Here is a 26033-nt window from a genome sequence, read left to right as displayed (position 1 = left end):
AAGGCCCTGTGGGAGCGGGCATGCCCGCGAAGCAGGCGACACGGCCCTGAAGCCCTGTATCTCAAGTCGCCCCCCTCGCTGCCGTTAACTGGCAACGACGGACGGCCGGCATTATTACACGCGCCGCCGCGCTGCCAAGAGGGCGGGTTCGATAGGTTGTATACAATCATGACTGAAATCAATAGTCTCGGCGCACAAACCCTCGCGGCGAGCATGCCCGGTGTACTGTCTCCCGGCCAATAAATACATACCTCCAGATCTGTCGCCCCGGGCTCGACCATGCCAACTCCTTCACATGGCAGGTCCAAGACATGACAACTCATTTGCACCCATCAGCGGCCCAACACACGCGCAAATACCTCACCCTGATTCCTCGCCCAGATCGAGTCGCCGCCGAAAAAATAAGGCAGTGGTACCAGACTCAGGAAACCGATCTCGATCCCGACACCACATTGGCAGTTACCTTGCACTACAAGCCCAACCCCGAGGGGGGCTGGCTAGCCCAGGTGGTTGAGCAAATTCCGCTCAGTCAGGCCCTGTTGTCCAAATGGCAAGATCAATCCAATAGCGTGGAGAACATTTCACTTGCCCCCCTTCTCCGTCCCACGGCCCTAGTCGCCCTCGACCTCATAGGCCTTTTCAAGGAATGGAGCCTTACGCAGGAAAGCTGGTCTCAGGCCTTTTCCGATGGTCACGTGCATATCGTCGATCGACTCCCCCAAGGCGGCCTCTTTGGCGAGATCGAAGACCATTTGGTGTATCAAGGGCTCTTCCGCAAGACCGAGCCCATGCAATACAACCGCCAGACGCAGATCATCACCGACACGCAAGCGTTTCAACAATTCATCTGGAATTTGAACTTTCATGACGAGTTCATCGCCCAGTTGAACGACTATTGGCTGCACCAATTTGACGATTTCGCCATGCTGGCACGCGTAAACTTCATCGCCGCCTGCAACAAGCAGGTCGAGGAAGGTAGCCTGAGCCAAGCGGGGTGCGAGCTGGCCTGGCGCTCGGCCGGTATCGCCAACGACGATGACTCGCAAACCGCGCATGACGGCCAGGTTGAGGCACGCATGCTCAACTTCTATGGCTATGTCGCTACGGATATTCCTTGCCTCACTGATCGGGCCTCAGGCCTGACCCTGCTCTATATACCTGGCAACTCTTCGCCAGTGCATGAGTTTGCCAACCAGGGCGCAATGAAAATCTGGTTGGTAGAGCAGTGCAAGGATGCCGAAAAGTGCAAGGCGTTGATGGCGCATTTCCGTCTCGAAGACCTACAAAGCGGGCTTAGCTACTCGGGGTTGCAAGCCACGCTCGAAGGGTTGGGCAATTACCAGGGCACGCGCTACCTGTACATTGACAATCTGATCGTTCCAGCGCGCGGCTGGTCCCCCCAATACATCAACTACAAGGTCGAGACCTACAGCCCGGTGATAGCGGGCAGCCTGTTCGACCATATCGCCTTGCGGCACAAACAGCGCAGCTACGAAGATGCACAGTTTTTGATCACCAGCAACAGCGACCTCATCAAGGCCAAATGGCGAGGTTATCTCAACCTTACGCTGACTCTGCTCGCGCCCCTGTCGCTTCTGGTGCCCGGGCTGGGATGGCTGGTTGCTGTTGGTGGCATCGCGCAGTTCGGCGTTGGGCTTGATGAAGTGATCAACGGCAGGAACCTGCAAGAGAAACTGGATGGCGTCACCAACATTGCATTCGGTGCACTGTGTGCCGCGCCGCTGCTCGGAGAGCTGAGAGCCGGCAGCCAACAACTGTTCCGGGCACAATACGACGGTTTTGTTGCCCCTCGCAGGATAAATGGCCAGATCGGCTACCCGCTCAGCCCAACCCGGCCACCAAGACCCCGCTGGGGTGGTAGAAACTTTCAGGCGTACTTCGAGCAGCCGGTGCCGGTCGAACCGCTCCCCCCTCATGCAGGCGAAACAGTAATCCGCCGGCAAACCACCCATGCGGGCATGGACACGCTGATAGATGTGCATAATCCGGAAACGGACTTTGTCTACGACCTGAATGCCGACGCGTTTGTCAGGTCAAGCGATGTGGGTGAAGCTGCACCCACCCGCTTCATCGCCGAGAACGCTAGGTTGCGCACATACCAACCGGCATTCAACGGCCCTCGCAACGTTAGCAACGCCATGCGCGAAAGCACGCTGCGCAGTCTCGGTATAGAACTCCCGCTCCCCGTCGAAGTGCCGAGGGTCACCCACGTAAATCAGCTGCCTATCCCCAAGAGAGTGATCCATCTATGGCCCAGCGGTGATCCCATCTCGCCGGCGTCGCTCGCGCATGTCAGCCGCAATTCCAGGCTGCTCAACGAGAGCGGCTTTGCTCATGTTCTTTACCTGTCCAACGCAAACTATGACGCCTTCGTCATGAATAGCCGCGCCTTGGCCCGCGTCGCTCCCGACCTGCAGGTATTGCCCCTCGAACACCAAGGTTTCTACCGCGAAATGGGGTACTCCAAGCGCTATTACGATGCCGCCATGGAGGGACCGGAGCGCGGGTCCTCACACATAACCGCAGCCAATGACATATTGAAATACCATGCGCTCTATCACGAAGGCGGCTTGTACATGGATATCAACAATGACCTGCTGGCACCGTCTGATCATCCTGCGGCGGCAGGTATCGTCAATGCCCACGCACCCAGCGACTGGATCGGCAATGTGCCGTTGGAGGCATCGCCCGAGGGCCTATTGCTCGAGCAGCCGAGCTCCAACCCATTCAGAGGCGCGCATCAGCAATACAATACCAGCGTAATTGGCAGCCATCCCCGCAACCCGTCCTTGCGCAGGGTCATAGACGAAATGGAACGTCGGCTGGACACCCGCCCAGGGTTCTTCAGCCAGAAACAGAACTGGCCGGCCCAAGGAGCCAGGGGCGCCAAGTACGCCACCTATGCCAAGGCGCTGAGTAACTTGACCGGTATTGAAATGTTCAATCACGTCGTTGACCGGGCCTTGCCTGCTTATCGGCAAATGAAACAGATATACAAGCTGCTCAGCTGCCCGCTGCTGGAGACACCTACGCTGCTGGGCGCGGACCTGAGGCCAGTGTCTGATGAAGAGCTGCAAGCCAGCCTCCAGTCACTGTTCCGCGTGAACCGAGTTGTGCGAGTGAACAACGGGTTCGCCTGGAGGAACCTGAATCACTGAGACAACGCTGGACGTGTGCCGGCCTGGGGCTCATAGCTCCAGGCCAGCACGCTTTCCGGGCTCCCGCCTCAAGTCGCTGTCAGCGCTGCCGTTATACTGGCAACAACGGGCGGACTGCATGACGAGACGCAGCGCCACGCTGCGAACCAGGCGAGCTCGAAAGGTTGTAGACCCTACATGAGTGAAATCAACAGTCTCGGCGCACAAACCGCGATCAGCCCCCAGGCCATCAAGGCGGGCATGACCGGCGAACTGCTGCGCCTGACGCAACCGCAGCCCGGCTTGATGGCCCCCGGCGAGACCGCGCAGGCCGAGGTCATGTCGTTGCGCCAGGTGGGCCAGGACTTTCAGCTGGTGCTGCGGCTGATGCAGGCCAACGGCACCCAGACCCAGCTGCAAGCCAGCGCCAGCCAGCCCCTGCCCCAGGGTAGCCAGGTCACGGTCAGCCAGACCGAAAGCAACCGCCTGGCGATCATGCTGCAGCAGGCCAGCGCCAGCCAGGTCGCCACCCTCACTCAGCTGGACACCAGCAAGGTGCCGGTCGGCACCCTGCTGCAGGGCAAGGTCCTGACCAACCAGGCGCTGGCCCAGGCGCCCGGCCAGCCCGCCGTCTACCGGGCGCTGGTCAGCCTGCTGAACAGTGCCCAGGCCGGCGCAACCCTGAGCGTGGACAGCCCTCGACCGCTGGCCGTCGGTAGCCTGCTCAGCGCGCTGGTGCAGGGCGACCAGTCGCTGCGTTTCGTACCGCTCAGCGGCCGCCAGGACCAGCTCAGCATTGCCCAACAGCTGCTGACCCAGCAAAACCGCCAGGCTTCGCTGCCCGGCCTGCTCAATGCCCTGCAACAGGTGGCCCGCGACCCGGGCGCCGATGGCGAACTGCGAGCCAGCGCCGAACGCCTGCTGGCGGCCCTGCCGGAAGCCCGGCAACTGGGTGATGCCAAGGCAGTGGCCCAAGCCCTGAACAACAGCGGTACCTTTCTCGAAGCCAAACTGCTGGGCGGCCTCCCGGCCAGCGTCGCCACCGACCTCAAGGCGCACTTGCTGCGGCTGATCTCCGTCGCGCCGGCCAGCATACCCGGGGCGCCCAACCTGGCGCCCGCCAGCCTGGCCGTAACCATGCCGACCCTGGCCCGCAGCGCGCTGGGCATGCTCGAACGGGTCAGCCCCAAGCCGCAGCCGGGCGCATTCCCGCTGCCGTCGCGCCTGCTCAAGGCCATGGAAGACGAAGGCGACCTGCAACAACTGCTGCGCCTGGCCGCCGCTGCCGTGTCGCGCCTGCAAAGCCACGCCATGAGCAGCCTGCAACAAACCGGTACCCTGGAAAACGGCAACCTGCAGACCACCTGGCAAACCGAAGTGCCGATCCGTCACGGCCAGGAGTTCATCCCGTTGCAGGTCAAGCTGCAACGCGAGGAAACGCCACAACAGCAAGCCGACCGCCAGCAGGAATCAGCCGACCCGCTGCAAGCCCTGTGGCGTATCGAGCTGGCTTTCGACCTCTCGCCCCTTGGCCCGGTGCAGGTCCAGGCACAACTGAGCCAAGGCCGCCTGGGTGGCCAGCTTTGGGCGGAACGCGAGGCGACAGCCCGGCTGATCGACAGCCAGCTCGGCAGCTTGCGCGAACGCCTGTTGGCGCGGGGCCTGGATGTGGGTGATCTGGAATGCCATCCTGGTATCCCGCCACAAGGCCCGCGTACGCGGGTTGAACAACGCTGGGTGGATGAGAACGCATGACGCACCAACCTGCACGGCAGGCGATTGCCCTGTTCTACGACGGGCAGCAAGCCCCTACCCTCACCGCCAAGGGCGACGATGCGCTGGCCGAGGCCATCCTGGCATTGGCCCGCGAGCACGAGGTGCCGATCTACGAAAATGCTGAGCTGGTGCGCCTGCTGGCGCGCCTGGAGCTGGGGGACCAGATACCGGAGGCGCTGTACCTGACCATTGCCGAAATCATCGCCTTTGCCTGGCACCTGCGGGGCAAAGTGCCTGCGGGCTTCGATGACGAACCTGCCGCCCCAGGGCCTACCCCACCGCTGCTCGGAAGGCTGCCCGGAGGCGAAGGCGCCTGACCGCCATGGTATCCATGCAAATTGCCTTTTTGCGCCATATTGGTAACGTGCCGTTCAAGGTCAGGCGCTTGGCGATGTAAGGAATACTGTAATGCGTACCATCTGGTTCTTGCTGCTCCCGGGCACCCACATCCTTGATCTAGGCGGCCCGCTACAAATCATGGCGAGCCTCGAAGAACTCCAGCTGGCACCGGTCAACGTACGTTGCATAGCCGCCAGACAACAGGTCAGCAGTTTTCAGGGCGTGACACTGAGTGGCCTGCACCAGCTGCCTGAGCGGCTCGCACCGCAGGACTTGCTGTTCGTGGTGGGCAACAAGCTCTCTGCGACACCCGCCGAAACAGCGATATTGACCGCCACCGCCCTGTGGCTGGCGAAGGTGGTCAGGCAAACGCCGGATATAAAGCTGTGCTCCATATGCACCGGTGCGTTCCTGCTGGGCGAAGCTGGCTTGCTGGATGGCCGACAGTGCACCACGCACCATCGTTACGTCGATTTGCTTCGAATGCGCTACCCAGCAGCCAAGGTGCTGGAGAACCGCCTGTTCGTCGAGGACGATGGCGTGTTCACCTCGGCAGGCGTGTCCAGCGGAACTGACCTGGCACTGCACATCGTCAGCCTGGAATTTGGCAAGGCCGTGGCCAACCAGGTGGCGCAGGAGCTGGTCATCTACCGGCGCCGCGCTGGCGAAGATGTGCAGCTGCGCGCGGCAGACCTGGCGCGCAATCACATCCACCCGTTGGTGCATGCGGCCCAAGACTACATCGATGCACACCTGGGTACCCACTTCAGCTTCGAACAACTGGCCAGCCAGTTCAATGTCAGCTACCGGCACCTGGCGCGGCTGTTCCGCGACAATACCGGTCAAACGCTGCAGAGCTACCTGCGCACCCAACGCATCGACCTGGCCCGTGAGCTTTTGCGCAGCACCCACCTCAACGTGGAACAGATTGCCGAACGTTGCGGCTACGGCAGCAGCCATGCCTTTCGCCTGGCATGGCGCCAGGAAATGCCGCAACCGCCCCTGCAGTTTCGCCATGCTCTCGCCCACGAGCGCGCCTAGATTTCGACTGCTACCGCTCGCTTATCGCAGTCGGGGCGAAGCTTTCGGTGAAGAACTCCACCACGGCCTGGCGCGAAGCGTCGCGCGCCGCCGGGTCAGGTGCCGAACGCCCCACGCCGCCCTTGCCACGGTGCAGGAACGGGTCCTGATACTCCTGGGCGGCCTCCAGCCCGTTGAAACCGTGCTCTGCGCCGGGGTAAACCAGCACCTGCGCACGCGCCTGGTCTTCGCTGGGCAGGTTTGAAATCAGCGACGGGCAGGCACGCGGGTCATCGTCGTACTGGTCGTTTTCGCCTACCAGCACCAGCAAGCGAGCCGGGGCCAGATGCTTGAAGGTATAACCTGGCACATGGTTGTAACCCCAGCACACGGGGTAAAACGCTGCCATCGAGATGGGGCGAATACCTGAGGCTTGCTCCAGCTCGTCGTTGATGGGCGCAGAGGCGGCGAGCATGGCCTGTACGCCCCCCCAGGAAAACCCGAGCACTCCCACGCGCTGGCCGTCGACGCCAGGCTGCTTGGCCAGGTAAGCCAGGGCGCCTGCCAGGTCCGGCAGGGTATCGTGCACGCGTGGCGGCCGCCCTTGTGCACCGCCAGTGAGCCTGCGCGCGCCCCACATGTCCAACTCCAGCGTTGCGATGCCGCGGGCATTGAGGTCACCGCCATGCAGGGGACCACGCGAATCCATACCCGCCGAGCCATGCAGGATGATCACAGCCGGTACCGGGCCCGCGGCCTTGGCCGGCAACGACAACACCGCCGGAACCCGAATCGGTATCGCCTTGCCGGCGGATGGCAGTGGCTGACTATAGAAAGAGACGAGCCGTTTGCTGACTGTGGCAACGGTGCCGCTATTGGTGGCAGCGACCTCAGCCCGAGCCGTTGCGACCTGAAGGGCACAGCCCAGCACCAAGCTGATGGCCATTACTTTGAACATCTGGTTACCCCTGAACGTCATGAGCGGGTGTTGAACCGGCACCCGTTATCGAAAATTGACGGCGCCCGGCATCATCCGCACATCGCCATTACTGCCAGGCCGTCGAAATGCCATTGGGTGAATGCCAATGGGTCGAGCATCGCCATGCCTGCCATCACGCAACTCGCCAATGCGAAAGCCACGGCATAGAAACGCACTTCCTTCGCGCAGGCCGTGCCATACACCGCGATCAATGCAAGGATCTGCACGCCCACGGCGAACACGCCAATGCCGAATCCTGAAGCGAGCAGTTCAGCCATTGAATACCGCGTTCCGGTTATGGCCGACCGGCGCTGCCATGGATGTTTGCAAGGACACGGCCTGGAAAGCCTGTTGCAGGTCGGCCTTGATATCGCCCACACGCTCCAGGCCGACGCACAACCTGATCAAACCATCCGAGATACCCGCCTGATGCCGCGCCTGTGCGTCCAGCCGCCCGTGTGTGGTTGTAGCTGGATGCGTGACCATGCTGCGGGTGTCGCCAATGTTGGTACAGCGCGCCACGCAACGCAGTTGGTCAATCCATTGCCAGGCTGCGGCCTGGCCCCCGACGATCTCGAAAGCCAACAGTCCGCCATGGCCGTCCTGCTGGCGGCATGCCAATGCATGCTGGGGGTGGTGCTCCAGGCCGGTGTAATGCACCGCGGTCACCAGCTCCTGATGGGTAAGCCAGCGGGCCAGCTCGAAGGCGCTCTCCTGCGCCCGCATCATCCTGACTTCGAGGGTTTCCAGGCTTTTGAGCAGCAACCAGGCGTTGAACGGGCTGCAAGAAATACCCAAGGTACGCAGAACACCCCGCAACACCTGCATCAGGCTTTGCGACCCCGTCACGACGCCCGCCAATGCACGCCCTTGGCCATCCATGTACTTGCCAGCGGAGTGGATGACCAGGTCCGCTCCCAGTGTGTGTGGCCGCTGAAAAACCGGGGTCAGCAAGGTGTTGTCCACCACCAGCAACGCCCCTTTTTCATGTGCCAGCGAGCTTACCGCGCGGATATCACCGATTTTCAGCAGCGGATTGGAGGGCGACTCCAACACCACCAGGCGGGTCCTGCCGTCGATTGCCGACTTCCACTGCGCCAGGTCTGTCAAATCGACGAATCGGGCCTCGATCCCGAAGCGGGCCATGTAATAGCTGAAGGCATTGACGGTAGTGCCGAACACGTCACGGCTGCAGACGATGTTGTCGCCTTGCTGGAGAAAGGCGTGACAAAGCGCGGTGAAAGCGCCCATGCCGGAAGCGAACGCCACTGCACTTTCAGCGTGTTCGAGCGCCGCCACACGGCTTTCAAACGCTTGAACGGTCGGGTTGGTGAAGCGGCTGTATACATTGCCCTGCTGTTGCCCGCTGAAGCGCTCGCAAGCCTCTTTCGCTGAAGCGAAGGTATAGGCGGACGTCATGGCCAACGGCTCGCAGAACACATCGGACAGGTCGCTGACCCGGTGAGCATGCAGTGCCCCAGTTGCATTGAAATCAGTTGCGTTGAAATCATCCAGGCCAATCACGGTCGATTGCATGGTTTGCGCCTCCTTGTTTGCATTGAACAATGCGCAATTGATCGGTGGACTATTCAGGTTCAGCGAGTTGAGCAGCCAGGGTTTCGCTTGATGGGCGAACCGCTATCAGCCACAACGATGCCAGGGCAGCCACCGCCGTGGCCGTGGCCAGGCCGGCCAAGGTCAGCTGGTAGCTTTGATGCCGGTCGAAATCCAGTGCGCCCAGCTGCGTGGCCACCAACGCGCCAAGTTGATGTACCAGGAACAGCATCCCGAACACCTTGCCTTTGATTTCGGCGCCATACAGCGCGAAGCAGAAGGCAGATGTGAGCACCACCGTTCCGAGGTAACTGGCGCCAAACAGCACAGCGAACACGTACGTTCCAAGGGGCCCGGGCGTGGTCAGCAGCACGATGACCGCAGCGGTTCGCAGCAGGTAGAACATCATCAGCAGCAGGCCCTTGTTGTAGCGGGTAGCCAACCAACCCGCGAGCAGGCCGCTGACCAGCTCCAGCACACCTAACAGGCTCAAGCCGCTGGCCTGCACCGAACTGGGCAGCGCCTCACCCTGCCAGAACGACACCAGATGAACATCGATGAACGCCATGGTGGCACCACAACTGGCGAAACTGAGGGCCAGCACGAAGAAGCGCGGGTCACGCAGCAGAAACATCACCGGATGCCTGACCTTTGCCGCCTGCGGGTCGGGCTTCAACGGCACGGTGCGGGATACCCAATACAGCGCCAGGCTCAAAGGCACCAGAAAGATCAGGCCAACCCAGGAGAACACCGACTGCCAGGGCACGCTCTGCTGCAGCATGATCCACAACGGCGACAGCACGATGAAGCCAATGGAGGTGCCGTTGGTGACGAATGCGAAAGCGAAGGCCTTGAACCGTTCAGCGACCAGGCGATCGACCAGAATACCCATGGGTACATAGGTCATCGCAGCGAGGGCAAAGGCGCCGAGCAGGCCATACAACAGTGTGAACACCAGCAGGTGCGTGCCTGCGAATGTCACGCCCAGCAGCACCACCCCGCCGCTGACACTGCCCAGGGCCACCGTGCTCAAGGGCCCAACCCTGTCGCTCAGCCACCCCACCACGGGCGATACCAGGCCAATGGTCAGGACGAACAGCGATCCTGCGGTAGCCAAGGCTGCGCGCCCCTCGCCAAAGTGGGAGGCCAGGTCGACGAAGTAGACTTGGTACAACCCCTTCAAGGCGCTGGACAGAAACATCACCACGAAGCCGACGACCAGCACCGAGACGATCAAGGTAGAGCTGAATTTCTGTTTCATGGCCAATCCTTATCGTGTGGGCATTACACCGCCTCGGCCTGCGGAGCTCGGCAATACGCCTGGTACATGTTTTCGTACATCGCGTAGAACAGCTGGCAGGTGTGGTCTACAGCCTGCAACGCCTCTTCTTGCATCTGCGCCGTGGTGCACAACTGCGAGACAAGGTCCAAGCCTTCATTGACGTGGCCTACGTCTTCCTTCTGGTGCACCGAGAAGAACAGCAAGTCTTGTTCGGCCAGGCCATAGGCACGCCCCAGCAACACATGCCGTGCATCTCCAGCGACGGTCTCGAGGTTTTGCCCTTCGCTGGCGATCATCACTGCTGCCGCACCAATGTGATAACGCGCCGGGTCACGTACCGCCTGCAGGCGGAAATCGATCAGTTCCCAGGTGGCTGGCAGCGGCTGCTCGGCATCACGCTCGGCATCGCTGATGCCGAGCGCCCTCAGGAAATTCTGCATGAGCACGACATGGTTGTCGGTGCGGGAAAGCCGGCCGGTTTCTTCTTCGAAACAATTGGTGATCAGTGCCCGCTTGTGGGCAGGCAACGGGCAATGAAAGAACAAGTGCTCGACATAGGTCAGGAAGTACTTGGTGAGCTGATAGCCTTGCAACGCGACCTTGCGCAGCAGCGGCCTGTTGCCCTCAGGCGCAAGCAGTTCCTTGAATATCGGGTGGGACAGGGTCAGATGGTGGTGCAATTTCTGCTCCAGCTGATCGCGAAAGGCTGCAGTAGATAAGGCCATTTAGGGTGTTCCTTGGGTGAGAGAGGCAGGTGCCGTTGACCGCGATGGCCACAGGCAGAGTCGACGAAGGGCAACTCAGTCCAGGTTGAGTCGCAGCGCAAGGCTTTCCACGGGCTGGGCCATGTAATGGCCGCGATGCTTCACGCCATCGACACGTGCGTAGTCGTCCAGCACGCCGTAGGTCTGGAAGCCGAAGGTTTGCCATAACCGGTGTGCACGGGTGCCCTCGCGTACATCCAGGGTCAACAGCTCGATACCTTGGGCCTGGCACAGGCGCACGACTTCGCTGAAAGCCCGTGCCACCAGGCCGGTCCCGCGATAGGCCGGGTGCACCACGCCTTTGCTCAGGTCGGCAATATGCCGGCAGTTCGGCATGCTGCTGCGCGAAACAATGACCAGGCAGGCCGGCCCCGCCATTGCCTGGCCGAGCAGGACATGGGTATTGCCGCCATGGATGCGCTCTTGCAACGAGGCCGTGAATTCGACGCTCTGCCCGGCAGACATCTCGTGCTCGTAACCCAGAACACCGCCATCGCCAACCGTGCTGTTGATCAGTTGCATGATGGCCGGCGCGGTATCGCTGTCGGCCTGACGCAACCACTGCAACTGTGGCTCGCCAGGGGCCACCTGCTTTGAAGAGAGGGTGCTCATTGCGTAAATCCCTTGTGCGTACAAGCAGGGATTTAAACGTTTAAGTGCGATGCCGGGTAAGAAGGGAACCGGACAGGAAGCGGAAGGATAGTGACATCCACGACCAAAATGCCATCAGCGCCCGAGGGCCAGGGGGTGACGAGATCGGCCAAGCGCCTTACCGACATATCTACCACCGTCTTTTCGTGCCCCTGCTTCAACCTTGCCGGCTTCATCTCAGCGCAAGGTACCCCCATGCATTCGACTCGCATCAACGTGATGGGCACGCATTACGTTATAGACCACCTCGGCCATGTGCCTCGCCCCGATCGTGAAGCCAACCGCGCCATCCGCCAATGGCTCGCAAAGCAAGGCCATGACCTGGACCCGGACCAGCTCGACGTCGTTACCCTTCACTATTGCCCGGACGGCGCAGGTGGCCATCTGGCCGCAATCAGCCAGCGCACCAGCCTGACTCAGGCACTGCTGGGCAACTGGCAGGGTGAGTCTGCTAGTGACATGTTCGGCAAGCTGCTGCAAGCACCGTGGGCCGGTGCGTTACCCGCAGGCCCGATACGGTTGGTGGGAACCCTCCCGCAACCCGTCTTCAATCACTACGGGGCACCCTTCGAAGTATTCAACGGCCTGTTTCGGCGCACTACCCCGCAACGCTACGACGCTTCCACCCATTTGCCGGTAAGCGCCGAAGCCTTCCAGCAGTTCATCAGCAACCTGGACTTCCAGCAGCCTTTCAAGGCGGCGCTGGATGTGTACTGGCGTGACCATCTGCACAGTCACAGGCTGGCGCTGAAGCTCAACTTCATCGCAGCCTGCAACAGACAGGTCAGCGAGGGCAGCCTCAGCGAGCCTGCACGGCAACTGGTCTGGCAAGCGGCCGGGCTTATGCCACGGCGTAACAGGCTGCGATGCAGTACCTTGAGCATCTACGGCTATGCAGCGACCGACCTGCTGTACCTGAACGACCCCGCCACCGACCTGACGGTGCTGTACGTACCTGGCAACAGCTCACCGTTGCTGACGTTCAGCAGCGAACGAGAATTGAAGGCCTGGGTCGGCGAACAATGCAAAGACCCGACCAAACGCCAGGCCCTGAAACAGCATTTTCGCCTGGCAGATTGCCCGCAAGGCCTCGACTTCAGCGGCCTGGACACTGCCATGGAGGGGCTGGGCGCCTACCCTGAACGGCACCTGCTGCCTCCCGAACACGGCTATTTCAACGACGACGGCACCTGGCCGCCGCAGACCTATGTCAACTATCGACCTACCAGGTACAACCCAAGGATCAAGGGCGACCTTTTCCAGGCATTGGCCGAGCGCCAGCGTCAGCGCAGCTACGACGATGCCGCGTTTCTGATCACGGCTGACAGCGAAGTCATCAAGGCCAAGTGGCGTGGCTACCTGGCCACTACGCTCAACCTGCTGGCGCCACTGTGCCTGGTGGTACCCGGCCTGGGGCCGCTGCTGGCCATCGGTGGCATCGCCCAGCTTGGCCTGGGGCTCGACCAGGCAATCAACGGCAAGTCACTGCAGCAACAGCAAGAAGGTATCGGCAACATCACCTGGGGCCTGTTCAACGCCTTGCCCCTGGCGGCAGGCGCTGCCGCAAGGGGCAAGGCACTGTTCGAATTCAAGGTCGAGGGTTTCGCGCCGCCGACGCGGCTGAATGAACAGATCGGCTACCCTCTGAGCCCACTCTCGCCACCGCGCTTTCCCGAGCCCGAGGGCGCAAGCTACTTCCATATCACCGACCCGATAGAGCCACTGCCTGACTGTGACCAGGCGGTTGCCGACGCAGTCATTCGTACGCCCCAGTACGATGGTGAGCCAGACACCCTGGCAGCGAACATCAAGGGCTACAACGCCAGAATGATCTACGACATGGAGCGGGATGTTTTCATTCGGGCCGAAGACCTGAACCAGGTCGACCCTGTAGGCTTCGTGGCGGTACCCGACAGCCGGAACCTGAGCCCCGCGCCGCAAGGGCGCGTGGTTACCCATGCAATGCGCAACCGCACCCTGCGGGCGCTGGGCGTGGACCTGCCATTGCCGCTACATGTACCTGCCAGAGCGCCGGGCAGTTGGCCAATACCCAAACGCATCTCCTGCCTCTGGGTCGGTGACCGGGTCATCGGCCCGGAGCTGCTGGCCAATCTGGGCCAGAACGCAGCGCAGTTGCAAGACAGCGAATACAGCATACGGTTGTTCCTTTCCAGCACTGCCCGGCACGCCTATGCCGAAAACCTGGAGCTGCTGGCCAGTCATGCTCCGGGCTTGCAAGTTCTGCCGCTGGAGGAGCAGGCCTTCTTCAGGGCTTTTCGACAAAGCAGATACTACGCGCAGTACGACGCTGCCCTGGATGGCAACGGCGGCGTTGCCAGCAACTATGCATCGGCATGCGATGTGCTGCGCTACCCGATGCTGCACCACGAGGGTGGCTTGTACATGGATGTCGATGACACCTTGCTCGCGCCAGGCGAGTACTCATTGATCATCGACGGGCAACCGGTAGGTCCCGCCGGTGAACCCATCGATCAGGTCGAACTAAGCACGGACGCCACAGGGCTGCTGCTGGTACCGCCCATGTCCAATGAAAAGATGAGCATGAACAGTCTCTACAATTCCAGCCTTATCGGCAGCCACCCCGGCAACCCCACCCTGGAGGCCATTTCCGAAGAGATGCTCGCACGCTACCAGCTCAATCGCGACTTCTACGACAGCAAGCCCAGCCTGGCTGAAGACCCGGGGAATTTCTATGAGTATGCCAGGCGCCTGAGCTACCTCACCGGCCCTGCCCTGCTCAGCGACGTGGTCGATCGGCAACTGCCGAGCCTGCGCATCCTGCGCCAGCTCACCAATCTCTATGGGATGCCGCGCATCAATGCCTACCGGTTCGTCGATCTGCCACGCATGCGCGACTCGGTGCGTACGCTCCTGCCCCTGAACCGGTTCGCCACTGTCGGCGGCAACCATTCCTGGAGCCGAACATGAACCCGCGTCAACCTGTGGTCGGCGCAGCCGGCCAAGACTACGTCAAGGCGATGCTGGGTTCCGTGCCTCGCCCTGACCGCAGTGCCAGTGCAGCCATCCGCGAATGGGCCAGCCAGCAGCGGCTGGACGTGGAACCCGACAACACGCTTGCGGTGACCTTGCATTGCAAATTCGTTCCCAAGCAGGGCTGGCTGGCCAAGGTCGTCCAACAAATGAGCATGACCGAAGCGCTGCTTGGCAACTGGCAGCAAAGCGGCTACTCCAAGGTTGCCGAGCAAACCGCGCAGCTGCTGCTAAGAGGCGGGACGGCCACCGTCGACCTGCTCGGTCTACTGCCAGAGCTGTCCCTGCCACACGGTCGAGCACCCTGGGCCCAGGCCTTCAGTCATGGTCAGGTGACGATCGTCGATGAATTGCCAGGAAGCGGCCTGGCCCATGACATCGATGTGCACACCGAATTCCATGGCCTTTTCCGCCAGACCGCACCCATGCGCTACGACGCCAGCACTTATGTGCAGTTCGACGCCACGACCTTCCAGTCCTTCATCTGGCAACTCGACTTCCAGGGTGTATTCAAACGCCAGCTCGATGACTTCTGGGCCCATGCCGCCAGCCAGTACAGCGTCAGCGCGTGCATCGCATTCCTCGCTGCCTGCAACCAGCAGGCATTGCGGGGCAACCTCAGTGAACAGGGGCGCAGCCTGGCGTGGCGGGCGGCAGGCGTGGAACGCTGGCACCACGGCGCCAGCATCAGTGCCAACGGGGTAGACGCCAGGCTGCTGAACATCAATGGCTACCCATCAAGCGACATCCTCTGCCTGAGCGATACGCGCAGCCGCCTGACCTTGCTGTACATACCGGGCAATGCGGCGCCGTTGCATGAGTTCGCCAACCCGGGCGCCATGCGTGCGTGGCTTGCCAGGCAGTGCCGCGACGCGGACAAACGGGCGGCCCTGCTTGCCCACTTCAGGGCCTGCGATATTCCGGACAGGATCGGCCGGTCGGGGTTGCGTCGGGTACTTCAAGGCATGGGCGATTTCCCGCCCCGACGGATCATCCTGCCTGCAACCAGCGTGTATCGCCTGGCCAGGGTATGGAACCCGCACACCCTGATCAACTACAAGGCGGACACTTACAGCCCACGCATCGAATACAACCTGTTCGAGGCATTGACGGTGGCACAACGTCAACGCAGCCAATCCGACGCCGACTTCCTGATCACGGGCGACAGTGAAGTGACCAAGGCCGCATGGCGCAGCTATTTCTACCTGACCATGAACCTGGCCACACCGTTTCTGCTGGTGGTTCCCGGACTGCTACCCCTGGCTGCCGTGGCCGGGGTGGCTCAATTTACAGTGGGCCTGGACCAGGCGCTGCACGGCAAGGATGTGAACCAACAGCTCGAAGGCGCGGAGCAGGCCGTGTTCGGCCTGCTGAACGCAGCCCCGGGGCTGGCGCGTGGGCTCAAGGCGAGCAAGGCGCTGTTCGGCCAACGCCCCATTGGCTTCATCAAACCGGTGAGGCTCAATGGCCGCATAGGCTACCCGCTGAGCCCGGTCTCGCCGCCACGCTGGCCCGGGCCTGCGATGACACCCTATTTCCAGGACCTGGCAGTAGCGGGCGACCAGGTAGCCGCCAGCTGGTCCGGCGCCGATTCACACATTGCCCGCTGCGTAACGCGGCGCAGGGCATTCGGCACGGGTGACGAACTGATCGGCGATGTGGGCAATGGCCCGCACCCGCTCTACTACGACGCCCGACGGGACAGCTTCGTGCTCAAGTACCCCAACGGCACACGCGGCGCCCAAAACTATGTGGCCAGTGCCGATCCGCTGCAGCCCTCGATCAGCCGACTGCTGCCCGATACGGACCCGTTGCGGGAAATCAGCCCGGCATCGCGCTCGCGCACACTGCGGGCACTGGGTATCGATCTGCAGCTGCCCGTCGACCTCGATGCACTGGGGACTGCACCAGGCATACCCGTCCCCAGGCAGGTATTTCACATCTGGCTGGGTGACAGGACGATCGCCGGTGATTACCTGGCTGCGCTCGACAACAATGTGCAGGCACTGCGCAACAGCGATTTCACGCTCAAGCTCTACCTCTCCAACGCAAACCCTCAGGCATTCGAACGCAACATGACCCTGCTGCAGCCCCGCATCGACAGGGGATTGAAGGTTGCAGTACTGGAGCAGCAGACTTTCTATCATCAATTCGCGGCAAGTGAATACTTCGACCAGTACCAAGCTGCGCTGGAAGGGAATGGCGGTGTGGCGAGCAACTTCTCCTCGGCCTCCGACATCTTGCGCTACCGCGTCCTGCACAGCGAAGGGGGCATCTACCTGGATATCGACGACCATCTGCTGGTCGAGCCGGACGCAACCGGGCAGCTGCGGGCAAAGATCGACAGCGAACCGCTCACCACACCCCTCGACGGGCTGCTGTTGAGGAGCCCGGTGTGCAATGCGCAATTGGGCATGTATACCAGCTACAACACCAGCATGATTGGTAGCCGTGCTGGCAATCCGGTGCTGAACGCCATTTCCGACGAGATACTGGCGCGTTACCTCACTCCGGAGGGCCAGGCGTTCTACGAGGCCCCCAAACCGCCGCGACAGCATGCGGCGGCATTCCAGGCCTATACCGAAAGGCTCAACACGCTGACCGGGCCTGCGGTGCTCAACCATGTGATCGACCAACGTCTACCTGAGCTGTACACCTTCAGGCAGGTGGCGGACCTGGCAAACATGCACACCCTGAACTACGACGCGCTGCTGGATGAAGCAGCACAACGGCGTGCAGAGCTGCGCTTGCTGCCATTGGAAGAGGTCGCAATGGCGGGGAACGCACAGGGCTACTGACTGCCGGGCGAGCTTGCGCGGCCACTGTATAAGGGGCCGCGCAATGCTCATGGCAATCAGTTGCTGCGATGCAGCTTGCTCATCAGCTCTGCCTCGGCCTGGGTCAGGCCGCAGCTTTCGGTCAGCTCGGCCACGCTGGCGCCCATGCCCACCAGCTTGGCCGCCTGGGTGAAGGTGACGTTGTGCGGGTCGCGCTGCTCCAGCTGCTGGATCTTGTCTGGCAGCGGGGCAACCGCCACGCGCAGGTCGTGCAGCGCCTCGCCCATGCGCACGGTACCGTTCTGGTAGTCGTCCAGGCGCTTGGCGAGGTCCTTGATGCGCTGGTCACGCAGGGCATCACCCTCGGCCTGTTGCGCGGCCAGCTCGCGCTGGCGCTTGCTGTAGTTGAGGAAGAACCACAGGCTCAGCGCCCAGACCAGCGCCAGGAAGATGACAGCAACCTGTAGGATCAACTCAGATGTTCTCCAGCTCGGACCACTCTTCCTCGGTCATCATCTTGTCCAGCTCGACCAGGATCAGCAGTTCGCCATTCTTGTTGCACACGCCCTGGATGAACTTGGCCGATTCTTCGTTACCCACGTTCGGCGCGGTCTCGATCTCGGACTGGCGCAGGTACACCACCTCGGCCACGCTGTCGACCAGGATACCGACCACTTGCTTGTCGGCCTCGATGATGACGATACGGGTGTTGTCGGTGACTTCGGTCGGCATCAGGCCAAAGCGCTGGCGGGTGTCGATCACGGTCACCACGTTGCCGCGCAGGTTGATGATGCCCAGCACGTAGCTTGGCGCACCCGGCACCGGGGCGATCTCGGTGTAGCGCAACACTTCCTGCACCTGCATCACGTTGATGCCGTAGGACTCATTGTCCAGACGGAAGGTAACCCACTGCAGGATCGGATCTTCGGAACCTTGTGCAGACGACTTTTTCATTCCCCTACCCTCAAAATCCGCCATCGGCGGTGTATTCGGTGTCATTTCTGTTTGGCATGCATCTGCTTGACCGCACCACTGGCGATCAGCTCGGCCAGTGCGGCGACGTCGAGCAGTGCACACATGTGTTCAATCACCGTGCCGGCCAGCCACGGGCGCTGGCCACGCTGGCTGCGCCACTTGATCTCGGACGGGTCCAGGCGCAGCGAGCGGCTGACCTGGTGCACGGCCAGCCCCCATTCGTAGCCCTGCACGGAAATCACGTATTGCAGGCCCTGGCGAAAATCATCGCGGTAGCGGTCGGGCATCACCCAACGCGCGGTATCCAGCACCTTCAGGTTGCCGGCCTGGCAGGTCAGGATGCCGAGGAACCAGTCGGGCTGGCCGAACAGCGGTGTCAGTTCCTGGCCGGCCAGGGTGTAGATCGAGCCCAGGCACACCAGCGGCACCGCCAGGGTCAGGCCCGCCACGTCGAACAGCAGGCATTCGAACGGCTCGGCGGCCCAGGCCGGGCGGCCATCGACCGTGGCCGGGGGCACGGGCACCTGCGGCGCCGGCAGGTGCACATCCACCAGCGGCACTGCCGGTTCCACGGTTTGCTCTTCGACCAGCACCGGGATGCTGGCCTCGGCCACCACTTCGCGCTCGACCACCGTCACCACCGGTGCTTCCACCGGCATCACGCGGGGCAGCACCGCCAGCCTGGGCTCGGCGAACGGCCGTGGTGCGGGGCTGACGGTCGCTTCGGCTGACGCCGGCCTGGCTTGCTGCAAGGCATCACGCGCCTGCTCTTCGCGCACCGCTTCGGCGAACTCGTCCGCCGCCGCTGGCGCCTCGAACAGGTCTTCGGCTTCGGTGGCCTCCTGCAGCAGGCCGTCGAGGTATGACTGCAGGGCCATCTGTGGCCGGGTATTGGTTTGCCGGGTCTGGGTCATCAGGCCACCTGCGCTGCAGTCTTGTAGGTCAGCAGGTGCTTGAGCAGCGCCCGATAGGCAATCAGCCCGCGGCTCTTGCTGTCGAATTGCGAGGGCGTGACGCCCTTGCGGCTGGCATCGCGCAGGCGCGTATCCACCGGGATGTAGCCCTGCCATACATGCTGGTCGTAGGTGTCACGCAGCAGCTTGAGCGTGGCCAGCGAGGCCTGGGTGCGGCGGTCGAACAAGGTCGGCACGATCTGGTACGGCAGCGCCTGCTTGCGCGAGCGGTTGACCATGGCCAGGGTACCGACCATGCGCTCCAGGCCCTTGACCGCGAGGAATTCGGTTTGCACCGGGATCACCAGCTGCTGGCTGGCTGCCAGGGCATTGACCATCAGCACACCGAGCAAGGGTGGGCTGTCGATCAGGGCAAAGTCGAAATCCTGCCACAGCTGCGCCAGACTCTTGGCGATCACCAGGCCCAGGCCGTTCTGCCCCGGTGACTGGCGCTCCAGCACCGCCAGCGCGGTACTCGACGGCAACAGCGAGATGCGTTCGTCACTGGTGGGCAGCAGCAGTTGCCCGGGCAGGCCCTCGGGCACCGCGCCCTTGTGCAGGAACAGGTCGTAGCAGCTGTGCTCCAGGGCATCGGGGTTGTGCCCGAAATAGCTGGTCATCGAGCCGTGCGGGTCGAGGTCGACAACGACCACGCGCTTGCCGGCCTCGGCCAGCAGGCCGGCCAGGGCGATGGTAGTGGTGGTCTTGCCGACGCCACCTTTTTGATTGGCTACTGCCCAGACTCTCATCAAGCAAACTCTATCTATTGATTTGGCAGGGACACTGCTGGGGCAACTGTCTTGCTCAACATCGGAAAGCTGGCGCGATCCCTGTGGGAGCGGGCGCGCCCGCGAACACCGGCGCAGCCGGTGCCATTCACCGCATCGCCTGATTCGCGGGCTCGCCCGCTCCCACAGGGGACAGTACTGCATTCAAACTTGTGTTCGTGGCAACGTCGGGGAATTGACGGATCACTGCCCCGCCACCGTTGCTGGCGTAGCCGGTGCACTTTGTGTGCCAGCCCGGCGCAATGCGGCATCCGGCGTGGCATTGGCACTGCCCGAGCCCGTCAGGCTGCGGCGCACTTCGAGGTTGCGCGAAATCACCAGCACCACGCGGCGGTTGCGCGCACGGCCTTCGGCAGTGTCGTTGCTGGCCACCGGCTGGTACTCGCCATAGCCGACCGAGGCCATGCGTGCCGGGTTGACCCCTTCCATGGCCAGCAGGCGCACGATGCTTGCCGCCCGCGCCGATGACAGCTCCCAGTTGGTCGGGTACTGCGCGGTGCGGATCGGCAGGTTGTCGGTAAAGCCTTCGACGTGCACCGGGTTGGCGAACGGCTTGAGAATGCCGGCCACCTTCTCGATGATGGCAAATGCCTTGTCGCTGGGCATGGCATCGCCACTGCCGAACAGCAACGAGGAATTGAGCTCGATCTCGATCCACAGCTCATTGCCGCGCACCGTCATCTGGTCGCTATTGATCAGGTCGCCAAAGGCATCGCGCACATCATCGCTGATGGTTTTCAGCGGGTCGACACTGGTCGCCCCAAGGCCTGCATCGGTCTGCTCGCTGTCCTTCACCAACGGCTCGGCCGGGCGCACGCTCAGCGGCCGCTCTTCACCGATGGGGATCGGCTTCATGCTGCGCTCGGGGTCGTTGAACACCCCGAGCAAGGCCTGGGAAATGACCTTGTACTTGCCCTCGTTGATCGAGGAAATCGAGTACATCACCACGAAAAAGGCGAACAGCAAGGTGATGAAGTCGGCGTACGACACCAGCCAGCGCTCGTGGTTTTCGTGTTCCTCGGTATGACGACGGCGACGCATGGGTTACTCCATGAAGCCTTGCAGCTTCAGCTCGATCGAGCGCGGGTTCTCACCCTCGGCAATCGACAGCAGGCCCTCGAGCAGCATCTCGCGGTAGCGCGACTGGCGCATGACGATGGCCTTGAGCTTGTTGGCGATCGGCAGCAGCACCAGGTTGGCGCTGGCCACGCCGTAGATGGTCGCGACGAAGGCCACGGCAATGCCGTTGCCCAGCTGCGACGGGTCGGCCAGGTTGCCCATCACGTGGATCAGGCCCATCACCGCACCGATGATGCCGATGGTCGGCGCGTAGCCACCCATGCTTTCGAACACCTTGGCGGCCTGGATATCACGGCTTTCCTGGGTCAGGAAGTCGACTTCGAGGATGCTGCGGATGGCCTCTGGCTCGGCGCCATCCACCAGCAGCTGCAGGCCCTTGCGCGCATACGGGTCAGGCTCGCCGTCGGCCACCCCTTCCAGGCCCAGCAGGCCTTCCTTGCGCGCGGTCAGGCTCCAGTTGACGACGCGGTCGATCCCGCCCGCCAGGTCGACCCGTGGCGGAAACAGGATCCAGCGCAGAATCTGCAAGGCACGCTTGAACGACGACAGTGGCGACTGCAGCAAGGCCGCCGCCAGGGTGCCGCCCAGCACGATCAGTGCTGCCGGGCCATTGATCAGGGCGCCGACATGGCCGCCTTCGAGGAAGTTGCCACCGACGATGGCGACAAAGGCGAGGATCAGGCCGATCAGGCTGAGCACGTCCATCAGACGCACGCCTCCACCAGGTGCTTGCCGATTTCGTCCAGGCTGTAAACCGCGTCGGCCAGGTTGGCCTTGACGATGGCCATGGGCATGCCATAGATCACGCAGCTGGCTTCATCCTGGGCCCACACCGTACTGCCGCCCTGCTTGAGCAGGCGCGCACCTTCACGGCCATCGGCGCCCATGCCGGTGAGCACCACCGACAGCACCTTGTCGCCATACGACTTGGCCGCCGAGCCGAAGGTGATGTCCACGCACGGCTTGTAGTTCAGGCGCTCGTCACCGGGCAGGATCTTCACCGTGCCACGGCCGTCGATCATCATCTGCTTGCCACCCGGGGCCAGCAGGGCCAGGCCCGGGCGCAGCATGTCGCCGTCCTCGGCTTCCTTGACGCTGATGCGGCACAGCTTGTCCAGGCGCTCGGCAAAGGCCTTGGTGAACGCCGCCGGCATGTGCTGGATCAGCACGATCGGCGCCGGGAAGTTGGCCGGCAACTGGGTCAGCACCCGCTGCAGGGCGACCGGGCCACCCGTGGAGGTGCCGATGGCCACCAGCTTGTAAGGCTTGCGCTTGGGTGCCGGCGAGTGTGCTGGCGCCGCAGCCGGGGCCGCCGCACGGGCAGGCGCCGGCGTGCGCGCCGCTGCCGGGCTGGCGAAACTGCTGGTGGGTGCGTGGCTGCTGCCTGCCGGCGCAGGTGCGGCAACCGGCGCATGGCTGGCGTAGCTGCCAAAACGGCGGTTGCTGCGGGAAATGGTATGCACCTTCTCGCACAGCAGTTGCTTGACCTTGTCTGGGTTGCGCGAGATGTCCTCGAAGTTCTTCGGCAGGTAATCCACCGCACCGGCATCCAGCGCATCGAGGGTGACACGGGCGCCTTCATGGGTCAGCGACGAGAACATCAACACCGGCGTCGGGCAGCGCTGCATGATGTGCCGCACCGCGGTAATGCCGTCCATCATGGGCATTTCGTAGTCCATGGTGATGACATCGGGCTTCAGCGCCAGCGCCTGGTCGATTGCTTCCTTGCCATTGGTCGCGGTACCCACTACCTGGATCGTCGGATCCGCCGAGAGGATTTCCGAGACGCGGCGGCGGAAGAAACCGGAATCATCCACCACCAGGACCTTGACTGCCATAAACACTCCATTAGGCGGCGCAACCCGCCAGGGTGCGCCACCGAAATCAAATACGCCGCGCGGCGTAACGCTTGAGCATGCTCGGGACGTCGAGAATCAACGCGATGCGACCGTCGCCGGTGATGGTGGCCCCGGACATGCCCGGGGTGCCCTGCAGCATCTTGCCCAGCGGCTTGATTACCACTTCTTCCTGGCCAACCAGTTGATCGACGACAAAGCCGATGCGCTGAGTGCCGACAGACAGGATCACCACGTGCCCCTCGCGCTGCTCTTCGTGCACCTGGCCCTGGACCAGCCAGCGCTTGAGGTAGAACAGCGGCAGCGCCTTGTCGCGCACGATCACCACTTCCTGGCCGTCGACCACGTTGGTGCGCGACAGGTCGAGATGGAAGATCTCGTTGACGTTGACCAGCGGGAAGGCGAACGCCTGGTTGCCCAGCATCACCATCAGGGTGGGCATGATCGCCAGGGTCAGCGGCACCTTGATGACGATCTTCGAGCCCTGGCCCTTGGCCGAGAAGATGTTGATCGAGCCATTGAGCTGGGAGATCTTGGTCTTCACCACGTCCATGCCCACACCGCGGCCGGACACGTCGGAAATCTCGGTCTTGGTCGAGAAGCCCGGGGCGAAGATCAGGTTGTAGCAGTCCGACTCGCTCAGGCGATCGGCGGCATCCTTGTCCATCAGGCCCTTTTCCACGGCCTTGGCGCGCAGGATGTTGGGGTCCATGCCCTTGCCGTCGTCAGAGATCGACAGCAGGATGTGGTCGCCTTCCTGCTCGGCCGACAGCACCACGCGGCCGGTGCGCGCCTTGCCGGAGGCTTCACGCTCTTCGGGCATTTCCACGCCATGGTCGACAGCGTTGCGCACCAGGTGCACCAACGGGTCGGCCAGGGCCTCGACCAGGTTCTTGTCGAGGTCGGTCTCTTCGCCGACCAGCTCCAGGTTGATCTCTTTCTTGAGCTGGCGGGCCAGGTCGCGCACCAGGCGCGGGAAGCGGCCGAAGACTTTCTTGATCGGCTGCATGCGGGTTTTCATCACCGCGGTCTGCAGGTCGGCGGTGACCACGTCGAGGTTGGACACAGCCTTGGACATGGCCTCGTCGCCGCTGTTCAGGCCCAGGCGCACCAGGCGGTTACGCACCAGCACCAGTTCGCCGACCATGTTCATGATCTCGTCCAGGCGCGCGGTATCGACCCGCACGGTGGTTTCCGCTTCGCTGGCGCCATGCTTCTCGGCAGCCGGCGCCGGGGCGCGGGGTGCTGCGGCAGGTTTGCTGGCAGGTGCCGGCGCAGCAACTGCGGCTGGCTTGGCCACGGGCTGGCTGTCGGCCTTGGCCGCGACCGGCGCTTGCACCTTGGCCGCAGCCGGGGCTTCGACGGCGGCAACGTCGCCACCGAACTTGCCCTTGCCGTGCAACTGGTCCAGCAGCGCCTCGAACTCGTGCTCGCTGATTTCGTCGCTGGCTGCGCTGGTATCGGTTGCGGCAGGCGTCTGCGCCTTGGCAGCGGGCAAGGCATCGGCCTGGAAGGTGCCCTTGCCATGCAACTGGTCCAGCAGCGATTCGAACTCGGCGTCGGTAATTTCGTCGCTGGCCGCTTCCGGCACGCTGGCAACCGGCTGCGCGGCAACCTCGGCGCTGAACTGGCCTTTGCCGTGCAACTGGTCGAGCAGCGACTCGAACTCGGCGTCGCTGATTTCGTCACCTTCACCGCTGACGGTCTCGCCCTGCATCTGCTCGTCGGCCGCAGCTTGTGCCTTGACCGCATCGAGCGAATCGAGCAGCTGCTCGAACTCGCTGTCAGTGATGTCCTGCTCCTCGGCAGGCGCTTCGGCAACCGGTGCCGCAGCGGCAGGCACTTCAACGGCTTCGGCGCCACCCGGCTCGGCCAGGCGCGACAGCGCCGCCAGCAACTCGGGGGTGGCCGCGGTCACTTCGGTGCGCTCGCGCACCTGGCCAAACATGCTGTTGACCGTGTCCAGTGCCTCGAGCACCACATCCATCAGTTCCGCGTCGACCCGGCGCTCACCTTTGCGCAGGACGTCGAACACGTTCTCGGCGATATGGCAGCACTCCACCAGCTCGTTCAGCTGAAGGAAGCCGGCGCCCCCTTTTACAGTGTGGAAACCGCGAAAGATCGCATTGAGCAGGTCGGCATCGTCGGGCCGGCTTTCCAGCTCGACCAGTTGCTCGGACAGTTGCTCAAGAATTTCGCCGGCTTCTACCAGGAAATCCTGGAGGATTTCTTCATCGGCGCCGAAGCTCATCAAACGTGCTCCTTAAAAACCCAGGCTGGACAGCAAATCATCGACATCGTCCTGACCGGACACGACGTCTTCACGCTTATCGGCATGAATCTGCGGACCTTCACCCCGAGTCGGATGTTTTTCTCGATCTTTTTCTGCGCGCAGTTGATCGTGGTCATGCTGGATGCCCGCAAAGCGGTCGACCTGGCTGGCCATCAACACCAGTTTGAGCAGGTTGCTTTCCACCTCGGTGACCAACGTGGTGACGCGCTTGATCACCTGGCCGGTCAGGTCCTGATAGTCCTGGGCCAGCAGAATGTCGTTGAGGTGGCCGGCGACCTTGCGGTTACCTTCGGCGCTGTGCGTCAGGAAACTGTCGACGCGCTTGACCAGGTCACGGAACTCCGGCGCAGCCACTTCGCGGCGCATGAAACGCTGCCAGTCGGTGCTCAGGGCCTGGGCCTCGCTGGCCAGGTCGTTGAGCACCGGGGTGCTTTCCTCGACCAGGTCCATGGTGCGGTTGGCCGCGCCCTCGGTAAGCCTGACCACGTACGACAGGCGCTCGGTGGCGTCGGTTATCTGCGACACCTCCTCGGCCTGCGGCATGGTCGGGTCGATCTGGAAACTGACGATGGCACTGTGCAGCTCGCGGGTCAGCTTGCCGACTTCCTGGTACAGGCCGCGGTCGCGGGTCTGGTTCAGCTCGTGAATCAGCTGCACCGCATCGCCGAAACGGCCCCGCTCCAGGCTCTCGACCAGCTCCTGGGCATGCTTCTTCAGGGTCGATTCGAACTCGCCCAAAGACGTTTGTGATGAATCCATGGCGCGCCCCCTGACGT

General features: G+C 62.7%; 21 protein-coding genes. 6 read left to right on the top strand and 15 right to left on the bottom strand.

Annotation, left to right across the window (positions count from 1 at the left end; genetic code table 11):
- The first annotated feature begins 311 nt into the window (after positions 1 to 311).
- The 4 genes from B2790_RS21005 to B2790_RS20990 all read left to right on the top strand — a co-directional run bounded on the left by B2790_RS21005 (position 312) and on the right by B2790_RS20990 (position 6314).
- Positions 312 to 3179 carry a dermonecrotic toxin domain-containing protein gene (locus B2790_RS21005; RefSeq protein ID WP_286919661.1) on the top strand — a complete coding sequence of 956 codons (2868 nt, stop codon included), beginning with the start codon at positions 312 to 314 and terminating at the stop codon, positions 3177 to 3179.
- A gap of 177 nt (positions 3180 to 3356) precedes the next feature.
- Positions 3357 to 4913 carry a flagellar hook-length control protein FliK gene (locus tag B2790_RS21000; protein ID WP_286919660.1) on the top strand — a complete coding sequence of 519 codons (1557 nt, stop codon included), beginning with the start codon at positions 3357 to 3359 and terminating at the stop codon, positions 4911 to 4913.
- Positions 4910 to 5251 carry an EscU/YscU/HrcU family type III secretion system export apparatus switch protein gene (locus tag B2790_RS20995; RefSeq protein ID WP_075045906.1) on the top strand — a complete coding sequence of 114 codons (342 nt, stop codon included), beginning with the start codon at positions 4910 to 4912 and terminating at the stop codon, positions 5249 to 5251. The genes B2790_RS21000 and B2790_RS20995 overlap by 4 nt, the downstream gene beginning before the upstream one ends.
- A gap of 91 nt (positions 5252 to 5342) precedes the next feature.
- On the top strand, positions 5343 to 6314 hold the full coding sequence (locus tag B2790_RS20990) for a GlxA family transcriptional regulator (protein WP_286919659.1): 972 nt from the start codon (positions 5343 to 5345) through the stop codon (positions 6312 to 6314).
- Positions 6315 to 6324: 10 nt separating this feature from the next.
- Here the strand turns inward: B2790_RS20990 and B2790_RS20985 are convergent, their stop codons facing one another.
- From B2790_RS20985 to B2790_RS20960, 6 genes are all read right to left on the bottom strand, one after another.
- Positions 6325 to 7002, bottom strand: a complete 678-nt coding sequence (locus B2790_RS20985) for a dienelactone hydrolase family protein (RefSeq protein ID WP_286919658.1) — start codon at positions 7000 to 7002, stop codon at positions 6325 to 6327.
- A 320-nt stretch (positions 7003 to 7322) separates the two neighbouring features.
- Positions 7323 to 7550: a hypothetical protein gene (locus tag B2790_RS20980; protein ID WP_286919657.1), complete on the bottom strand. Its 228-nt coding sequence runs from the start codon at positions 7548 to 7550 to the stop codon at positions 7323 to 7325.
- Entirely contained in the window at positions 7543 to 8808 is a 1266-nt protein-coding gene (locus B2790_RS20975) for an aminotransferase class I/II-fold pyridoxal phosphate-dependent enzyme (protein ID WP_286919656.1), read from the bottom strand. Before B2790_RS20975 ends, B2790_RS20980 begins: the two co-directional genes overlap by 8 nt.
- Before the next feature lie 49 nt (positions 8809 to 8857).
- Positions 8858 to 10087 (bottom strand): MFS transporter, encoded by a 1230-nt coding sequence (locus tag B2790_RS20970; RefSeq protein ID WP_024087451.1) that lies wholly within the window; start codon positions 10085 to 10087, stop codon positions 8858 to 8860.
- Between the two features lie 23 nt (positions 10088 to 10110).
- Positions 10111 to 10833, bottom strand: a complete 723-nt coding sequence (locus B2790_RS20965) for a TenA family transcriptional regulator (protein WP_075045910.1) — start codon at positions 10831 to 10833, stop codon at positions 10111 to 10113.
- A 75-nt stretch (positions 10834 to 10908) separates the two neighbouring features.
- Positions 10909 to 11484, bottom strand: coding sequence for a GNAT family N-acetyltransferase (locus B2790_RS20960; RefSeq protein WP_075045911.1), 576 nt, complete (start codon positions 11482 to 11484; stop codon positions 10909 to 10911).
- A 234-nt stretch (positions 11485 to 11718) separates the two neighbouring features.
- Here B2790_RS20960 and B2790_RS20955 point away from each other — a divergent pair, with 234 nt between their 5' ends.
- Together B2790_RS20955 and B2790_RS20950 are read left to right on the top strand one after the other, a co-directional pair.
- The gene (locus B2790_RS20955; protein ID WP_286919655.1) at positions 11719 to 14472 is read left to right on the top strand and encodes a dermonecrotic toxin domain-containing protein; all 2754 of its coding nucleotides are present in this window, start codon (positions 11719 to 11721) and stop codon (positions 14470 to 14472) included.
- On the top strand, positions 14469 to 17333 hold the full coding sequence (locus B2790_RS20950; protein WP_286919654.1) for a dermonecrotic toxin domain-containing protein: 2865 nt from the start codon (positions 14469 to 14471) through the stop codon (positions 17331 to 17333). Before B2790_RS20955 ends, B2790_RS20950 begins: the two co-directional genes overlap by 4 nt.
- 56 nt (positions 17334 to 17389) lie before the next feature.
- On the opposite strand, the gene B2790_RS20945 is transcribed toward B2790_RS20950, so the two are convergent.
- From B2790_RS20945 to B2790_RS20905, 9 genes are all read right to left on the bottom strand, one after another.
- Positions 17390 to 17785 carry a DUF2802 domain-containing protein gene (locus B2790_RS20945; protein WP_025340064.1) on the bottom strand — a complete coding sequence of 132 codons (396 nt, stop codon included), beginning with the start codon at positions 17783 to 17785 and terminating at the stop codon, positions 17390 to 17392.
- Between the two features lies 1 nt (position 17786).
- Positions 17787 to 18266, bottom strand: coding sequence for a chemotaxis protein CheW (locus tag B2790_RS20940; protein WP_003254393.1), 480 nt, complete (start codon positions 18264 to 18266; stop codon positions 17787 to 17789).
- Positions 18267 to 18307: 41 nt separating this feature from the next.
- A complete protein-coding gene (locus B2790_RS20935) occupies positions 18308 to 19201 on the bottom strand; it encodes a CheW domain-containing protein (protein WP_025340065.1) in 894 nt (297 codons plus the stop codon).
- A complete protein-coding gene (locus tag B2790_RS20930; RefSeq protein WP_025340066.1) occupies positions 19201 to 19989 on the bottom strand; it encodes a ParA family protein in 789 nt (262 codons plus the stop codon). Before B2790_RS20930 ends, B2790_RS20935 begins: the two co-directional genes overlap by 1 nt.
- Positions 19990 to 20211: 222 nt before the next feature.
- Complete coding sequence (gene motD / locus B2790_RS20925) at positions 20212 to 21069, bottom strand: flagellar motor protein MotD (protein ID WP_075045915.1); 858 nt, start codon at positions 21067 to 21069, stop codon at positions 20212 to 20214.
- A 3-nt stretch (positions 21070 to 21072) separates the two neighbouring features.
- Complete coding sequence (locus B2790_RS20920) at positions 21073 to 21813, bottom strand: flagellar motor protein (RefSeq protein ID WP_046614572.1); 741 nt, start codon at positions 21811 to 21813, stop codon at positions 21073 to 21075.
- Positions 21813 to 22946: a protein-glutamate methylesterase/protein-glutamine glutaminase gene (locus B2790_RS20915; protein WP_075045916.1), complete on the bottom strand. Its 1134-nt coding sequence runs from the start codon at positions 22944 to 22946 to the stop codon at positions 21813 to 21815. The genes B2790_RS20920 and B2790_RS20915 overlap by 1 nt, the downstream gene beginning before the upstream one ends.
- A gap of 46 nt (positions 22947 to 22992) precedes the next feature.
- A complete protein-coding gene (locus tag B2790_RS20910; RefSeq protein ID WP_286919653.1) occupies positions 22993 to 25215 on the bottom strand; it encodes a chemotaxis protein CheA in 2223 nt (740 codons plus the stop codon).
- Between the two features lie 12 nt (positions 25216 to 25227).
- Positions 25228 to 26016 carry a protein phosphatase CheZ gene (locus B2790_RS20905; protein WP_085614524.1) on the bottom strand — a complete coding sequence of 263 codons (789 nt, stop codon included), beginning with the start codon at positions 26014 to 26016 and terminating at the stop codon, positions 25228 to 25230.
- Positions 26017 to 26033 lie beyond the last annotated feature (17 nt).

Origin of the sequence: Pseudomonas sp. UBA6753, assembly GCF_002453565.1 — a bacterium.
GTDB lineage: Bacteria > Pseudomonadota > Gammaproteobacteria > Pseudomonadales > Pseudomonadaceae > Aquipseudomonas > Aquipseudomonas putida_Z.
This window is presented reverse-complemented; position numbering and strand designations above follow the sequence as displayed.